This window comes from Mycobacterium sp., assembly GCF_025965855.1.
Taxonomy (GTDB): domain Bacteria; phylum Actinomycetota; class Actinomycetes; order Mycobacteriales; family Mycobacteriaceae; genus Mycobacterium.
Window position 1 is genome coordinate 22,724 of the sequence record NZ_JAOPWB010000093.1, and the last position, 6,000, is coordinate 28,723.

At 69.5% G+C, this 6,000-nt stretch carries 6 protein-coding genes and 1 pseudogene; 1 reads left to right on the forward strand and 6 read right to left on the reverse strand.

Going from position 1 to position 6,000, the window contains the following annotated elements; translation table 11 throughout:
- Positions 1-120 precede the first annotated feature (120 nt).
- Positions 121-1,359 (reverse strand): acyltransferase, encoded by a 1,239-nt coding sequence (locus JWP83_RS07125; protein ID WP_297727803.1) that lies wholly within the window; start codon positions 1,357-1,359, stop codon positions 121-123.
- A 341-nt stretch (positions 1,360-1,700) separates the two neighbouring features.
- Here JWP83_RS07125 and JWP83_RS07130 point away from each other — a divergent pair, with 341 nt between their 5' ends.
- The gene (locus tag JWP83_RS07130; RefSeq protein WP_297727806.1) at positions 1,701-2,132 is read left to right on the forward strand and encodes an STAS domain-containing protein; all 432 of its coding nucleotides are present in this window, start codon (positions 1,701-1,703) and stop codon (positions 2,130-2,132) included.
- Here the strand turns inward: JWP83_RS07130 and JWP83_RS07135 are convergent.
- The 5 genes and pseudogenes from JWP83_RS07135 to JWP83_RS07155 all read right to left on the reverse strand — a co-directional run.
- Entirely contained in the window at positions 2,116-2,391 is a 276-nt protein-coding gene (locus tag JWP83_RS07135; RefSeq protein ID WP_297727808.1) for a hypothetical protein, read from the reverse strand. The two genes, JWP83_RS07130 and JWP83_RS07135, sit on opposite strands and share 17 nt — an antisense overlap.
- Complete coding sequence (locus JWP83_RS07140; RefSeq protein ID WP_297727811.1) at positions 2,388-2,954, reverse strand: DUF3093 domain-containing protein; 567 nt, start codon at positions 2,952-2,954, stop codon at positions 2,388-2,390. The genes JWP83_RS07135 and JWP83_RS07140 overlap by 4 nt, the downstream gene beginning before the upstream one ends.
- A 1-nt stretch (position 2,955) precedes the next feature.
- A complete protein-coding gene (hemB, locus tag JWP83_RS07145) occupies positions 2,956-3,939 on the reverse strand; it encodes a porphobilinogen synthase (protein WP_297727813.1) in 984 nt (327 codons plus the stop codon).
- A gap of 106 nt (positions 3,940-4,045) precedes the next feature.
- The gene (locus tag JWP83_RS07150; RefSeq protein ID WP_297727816.1) at positions 4,046-5,719 is read right to left on the reverse strand and encodes a uroporphyrinogen-III synthase; all 1,674 of its coding nucleotides are present in this window, start codon (positions 5,717-5,719) and stop codon (positions 4,046-4,048) included.
- A gap of 22 nt (positions 5,720-5,741) precedes the next feature.
- Positions 5,742-6,000: pseudogene (locus JWP83_RS07155) on the reverse strand (hydroxymethylbilane synthase); the annotation flags it as partial.

A 6,000-nucleotide genomic window follows, 5' to 3' on the forward strand; every position in this document is an offset into this window, starting at 1 on the left:
ACGGAATCGTACGAGGAAACGGCGCGAACTGCGCGTCAATCCGCCGAATCGCGGCTGGCCGCTATCGCCATGGTATCGATGGATTCCGCGCGCTACTCGATCGGCGCACCGAGGTGAACATCACACCGCGCGGGCCGAAATCGCTTCCCGCGCATCCTCGATCGGGCGAACCTTGGCGCTGACCGGCTCCTCCAGCCCGATTTTCGCGCTCGCGGGTCTGACGTCGACCATCCGACGCATCCAGCGCCGGGCGGGCTCTTCAACGAAGTGGTACAGCAGGACTGAGATACCCACGGCGATCGCGAGCAGGCCGACGATGTTCCATTTCCATGGGTTGTCCTGCGGCGTGAGCTGGAACTCTTCGACGGCCCATCCCCAGGCGGTATGCACCAGCTCATGCACCATGTACAGGCAGAACGAGATCTGCCCGCCGTACACCATGACCCGGGTGGACAGTGTCCTCGGCAGGCTACCCACGCCGATCGCCAGCGCTATCACCAGCGGAACGAACAGCATGTCGACCACCCCGCCGCTGTCGTTCTCCACGACCCCGGCTATCGGATGGGCGTTGAACCAGTAGAGGACGCCCACCATGGCCGCCAGGAGAAGCAGGGACACGTACCCCGCGACGCGGCGACCGCGATCGGTCAGCCGCAGTCTGCGCACGGCGGCACAGGCCAGGGCGCCGGCGGTGAACTGCGTCACGATCCGCGGCAGCCAGCTCCAGGGTGTGTAGAAGTGGCCGCTGGCCAACAGCATCACCACGGGCGGCAACGACGCCGCGAACGCCAGCAACATCAGGCTCCGCGCCCTCGTCGCCTGCTTCATCCGCAGAATCACCAGCACGAGCACGCCAAAGAGCAGGTAGGCCAACCATTCCGCGCTGATCGACCAGGCCGGCCCGTCCCAACTGGAGTCGTCGAAGAACGGCACGAACCACAGCTGCACCAGCAGGATCTGGCGCACGTAGCTGATCGCGGTGAGCTGGCCGGCGTCGGGCGACGGCACGTGACCGACGTGCAGGGTGAAGACCACCCACAGGGCGGCCAGGTGCAGCGTGACCAGGTACACCGGCCACACCCTGGCCAACCGCAGCCACAGGAAGTGCAGGGTCGCCCGCGTCGACCACGACCGGCCCATGCGCTCGAGGTAGTTCCAGGTCAGCACGAATCCGCTGAGGATGAAGAACAGGTCGACGCCCTGGGCCCCACAGTTGAGCACGGGCGCGAGTGCGTCGCGGAAGTCCGGCGACACATCGGCCAGCATCGGCCGGAAGTGAAACAGCACCACCCACACCGCGGCGACTATGCGGAGTCCCGTCAGGGCCCTGATCTCGCCCCTGATCTCTCCGCCGCGCACGTCGCTCTTTCCGTCTGGACTCTCGCTGTTTCGTTCACCGATTGCCCGGCTCGTCCGGGCGGCGCTTCACGTCCGGCTGACCGGGCGATCACAGGCCCCCCGACTGGCAACCGGCAGCCCTGGCAGCGTAACAGCGCGAGCGCGGCGATCGCGTGATGGGCCGTGGCGTGGCACGGCTGTTTTCGGACCGGCCGCTGTGCCGCGCGACCGCCGTCGACGTTGCTTTGGCCCCGGCAAGGGCCCCCGAAAGTCGCTTCTTAGCAAAGAGTTAGGAGGGGCTTTCGGTCTCCTTAGATTTGAGGGGCACCTTTAGGGGACAGGTTTCGGGGAATGAGGCGCTCATGACAATCACCACCGTCGCGACTCGGCACGGTTACGGCACCTTCCACTGCGGCGGCGCCCAGATTCGCGCCCACTGCCGTCACCTGGCGACCGTGGTGACCATCCGCGGCGAAATCGACGCCGTCAACGTCGATCGGGTCAGCGAGTACGTCCGGCGAATCGTCCTCGGGAGCAATCCGGTGGTGCTCGACCTGAGCGACGTGAGGTACTTTGCTGCGGCCGGACTCTCGCTCGTGCACGGGCTTGACGAGGAGTGTCGTGTCGCCGGGGTGGAGTGGACATTGGTCGCGAGCGCCGCGGTCGCGGCCCTGCTGGGTGACCAGGTCGAGTTCCCGATTGCGCGCTCGGTCCGCGAGGCGCTCCGCACCCTGGCCGACGCCATCGTCGATCGCCGTCGGCTCGTGCTGCCGCTGATCAAGAAGACGGCCTAGTTTTTCGAGGGGACCGCTCCCGCAACAGCCGGGCGATCCCCACCACCGCCAGCACCCCGGCGGTCGTCACCAGCACCAGAGTCAGCAACAGCAGCTCGGGGTTGTACACCAGCGACGTCGTGAACGGCTGCCCGTCCGCGATGGGCGCGACACGCACCGTGCGGCGCGCGTGCACCCAGGTCACGCCCGCGCCCACCAGCGCCGCACAGGCCAGGGCCAGCTCAACCAGGGTCCCGAAGGCCCGATAGCGGGCGATCATGACGGCGACCCGTCTTCAAAATCGTCCTCGCCGACATCGGATCCGGCGGGTTCCACCCGCTCCTGAACCAGTGGGGTCAGCGCCGCCCGAAGCTGACGATGCCGACGCGCCCAGGCCTGGGCGGTGCGATCGTTCGTGAGCTTGAGACCGATGCCGATCCGGCCGCGCGGCACCCCCATCAATTCGCCGAGCGCCCGCGCGGACTGCCACCTCGCCAGCTCCTTGCCGGAAGCCTCGTGGTGTTCGGGCTCCGGATAAACCCTGACGATTTCGCGCACCAGGATGGTTTCGGTGCCCTGCCGCAAGGCGTCCCCGGTGAGCTCGACGGAGACATGAATCCGCGCCGCCTTCACCTGCAACCCCACGAACGCCGACACCAGCACCAAGAAGATCGCCGGGACAATCAGCGCCACCCGGGCTCCGCTCCAGATTTCAATCAGGACCATGGCCCCCGCCGATGCCGGGCCCAACGCCACCCACCACCAGCTGGCGCCGGGCTCGTAGAACAACGGTGTTGGTTCGCCGGCCCTCGCCGCGCTCTCTGATGTCAAAGCACGCCCCATCTCACGAAAGCCACCCCGCCACGTCCGCGGCCCAATAGGTCAGCACGATATCGGCGCCGGCACGCCGGATGCTCGTCAGCGACTCCAGCGCCGCGGCACGCCCGTCGATCCAGTTGTTGGCGGCCGCAGCGCAAATCATCGCGTATTCCCCCGAGACCTGATAGGCGGCCACCGGCACCGGCGAAATCGAGGCCGCCGCGGACACTACATCGAGGTAACCCATCGCGGGCTTGACCATCACGATGTCGGCGCCCTCGTCGAGGTCCAGCCGGATCTCGCGGAGCGCCTCGCGGAAGTTGCCCGACTCCTGCTGGTAGGTGCGCCGGTCCCCGGACAGGCTCGAGCTCACCGCTTCGCGGAAGGGGCCGTAGAACGCCGAGGCGAACTTCGCCGCGTAGGCCAGGACCACCACGTCGGTGTAGCCGGCCGCGTCCAGGCCATCGCGGATCGCCGCCACCTGGCCATCCATCATCCCGCTCGGCCCGACCACGTGGGCGCCCGATTCGGCCTGTGCCACAGCGAGTTTGACGTACCGAGCCAAGGTGGCGTCGTTGTCCACCCGGCCCCTGGCATCCAGGACCCCGCAGTGCCCGTGATCGGTGAACTCGTCCAGGCAGGTGTCGGCCATCAACACCGTGGCGTCACCGAGGTCCTTGGCCAGGTCACGCAGCGCGACGTTGAGGATGCCGTCGGGGTCGGTGCCGGCCGAGCCGGTCGGGTCCTTGTCCTGCTCGCGGGGCACACCGAACAGCATCAGCCCGCCGACCCCGGCGGCGACGGCGTCTTCCGCGGCCCCGCGCAGCGAATCCCGGGTGTGCTGAACCACGTTCGGCATCGACGGGATCGGCCGCGGTTCGTCGATTCCGTCGGCGACGAACATGGGCAGCACCAAATGCCTTGGCTCCAGGGACGTTTGCGCCACCAAGCGACGCAACGCGGGGGTCGAGCGGAGCCGGCGCGGGCGCTGCCGCGGATACGTGCTCATGGAGCGGCGACTCGCTGCGCGGTTTCATAGCCGCGAGCGTGCGCAGAATGCCAGCCCCGACGGCGTGTCGGTGTACAAACACGCACGCTCGCGTGTCTGGCAGCCACTAGCGCCTGCGGCTCTTCTTGCGCGGCGGTGGCAGCGCGCCCTCGGCGCGCAACCGCGCGGCGTGTTCGGCCAGGGCGTCGACCAGGGGGCCGACGGCGGCGGTATCGGGCTGGACGTCGACCCGCAAGCCGAACTCGGCGGCGGTCTCGGCCGTCTTCGGGCCGATGCAGGCGATGATCGTCCGCGCGTGCGGCTTGCCGGCGATGCCGACGAGGTTTCGCACGGTCGAACTGGAGGTGAAGCACACCGCGTCGAAGCCGCCCGTCTTGATCATTTCGCGGGTGGCCGCCGGCGGCGGCGCGGCGCGCACCGTGCGGTAGGCGGTGACGTCCTCGATCTCCCAGCCGCGCTCGCGCAACCCCTCGGCCAGCGTCTCGGTGGCGATGTCGGCCCGCGGCAGCAGGACACGGTTCACCGGGTCGAAAATGCTGTCGTAGGGCGGGAAGTCGTCGAGCAGACCCACTGAGGACTGTTCCCCGGCCGGCACCAGCTCGGGGCTGATCCCGAAGGCGCGGACCCGGTCGGCGGTCGACTCGCCGACGCAGGCGATCTTCACGCCCGAGAACGCGCGGGCGTCCAGACCGAACTCACCGAACTTCTCCCACACCGCACGCACCGCGTTGGTGGAGGTGAACACCACCCACTGGAAGCGGCCGTCGACCAGGCCCTTGACGGCCCGCTCCATCTGGGCGGGGCTGCGCGGCGGCTCGACGGCGATGGTCGGCACCTCGATCGGCAGCGCGCCGTAGGAGGTCAGCCGCTCGCTCATCTCGCCGGCCTGGTCCTTGGTGCGGGGCACCAAAACCGTCCAGCCGTACAAGGCGCGGCTTTCCCACCAGTTCAGCTTCGCCCGGCTGGCCACGGTCTTGCCGATGGTCACCACGAGCGGGCCGGTCATCGGGCCGGCCGGGTCGTTGCCGCCCAGGACGGCCGGGTCGGTCAGGCCGTGCAGCGTGGTCTCGACCGAACGCTGCTGGCAGGTGGTGCCCTGCGCGGTCACCACGCAGGGTGTGGCCTCGGCCAGCTCGTGGTCGATCAGGGCGCGGGCCGCGTCGGCCAGATGTGACGCGCCGGCCTGCAGGATCAGCGGGCCGGGAGCGGCCGCCAGCGCCTCCCAGTCCACGTCGCCACGCACGTCGGCGACCGTGTGCGACGAGCCCAGCGGCAGCCCCGCGTAGGTCGGGACGGCGCTGGTGGCGGCCAGGCCGGGCACGATCTCGATGTGCAGGTGGCTGCGCGCGACGGCGTTCACCTCGGTGGTGACCGCGTCGAGCGTCAGCGGGTCACCGGCCACCAGCCGCACCACGTCGGCGCCGGAGCGGGCCTCGGCGACCAGCGTCTTGGCCACCTCGGCGGGCTCGCCCAGGGCCGGGCGGACGTCGGGGCCTTCGGATATCACCGCGGGCGCCGACGGGGCGCAATCGCCCCCGGGCCCTTGGCCACTGCCTTCGGCGTTCGTCGGGGCCGGGCCGGCCGGCGCCGGGCCGGAGACCGGTGGCAGGTCCTTGCCGATCAGCGCGAGCACGGGCTCGGGCACGTCGGGGTCGGTGAATACCAGGGCGGCGTTGGCCAGCACCGCGGCGGCCCGCGTCGTCAGCAATCCCGGGTCGCCGGGCCCCGAGCCCACGAACATGATGTGGCCCGGTCTCGGCTTACGCCCTCGCGTCGTCATTGTCGCTCCCAAGTGACTCTCTTTAGTTTCCTCGCGCGGGGTCTTGCCGCGCTCCCCCAATCAGCTCTCCGGCGCCCAGCTCGAGCAGCTCGGCGGCGACCGAGAGCCCCAGCTCTCGTGCCCGACCGGGAGTGCCGATGCCGGACGCGCGGATCACGTCGGACCCGTCCAGCGCCGCCACACAGCCGCGCAGAGACAGCTCTTCGAAGATCCCGCCTTCCTCATCGATGGACTCGACCACTTAGGCGATCGCTCCCACCGGTGCGGAGCAGCCGGCCTCC

Coding starts and splice junctions, on each gene's coding strand:
- JWP83_RS07140 (WP_297727811.1), bottom strand. CDS start 2,954: ATGGGGCGTGCTTTGACATCAGAGAGCGCGGCGAGGGCCGGCGAACCA.
- JWP83_RS07150 (WP_297727816.1), bottom strand. CDS start 5,719: ATGACGACGCGAGGGCGTAAGCCGAGACCGGGCCACATCATGTTCGTG.
- JWP83_RS07135 (WP_297727808.1), bottom strand. CDS start 2,391: ATGATCGCCCGCTATCGGGCCTTCGGGACCCTGGTTGAGCTGGCCCTG.
- hemB (WP_297727813.1), bottom strand. CDS start 3,939: ATGAGCACGTATCCGCGGCAGCGCCCGCGCCGGCTCCGCTCGACCCCC.
- JWP83_RS07130 (WP_297727806.1), top strand. CDS start 1,701: ATGACAATCACCACCGTCGCGACTCGGCACGGTTACGGCACCTTCCAC.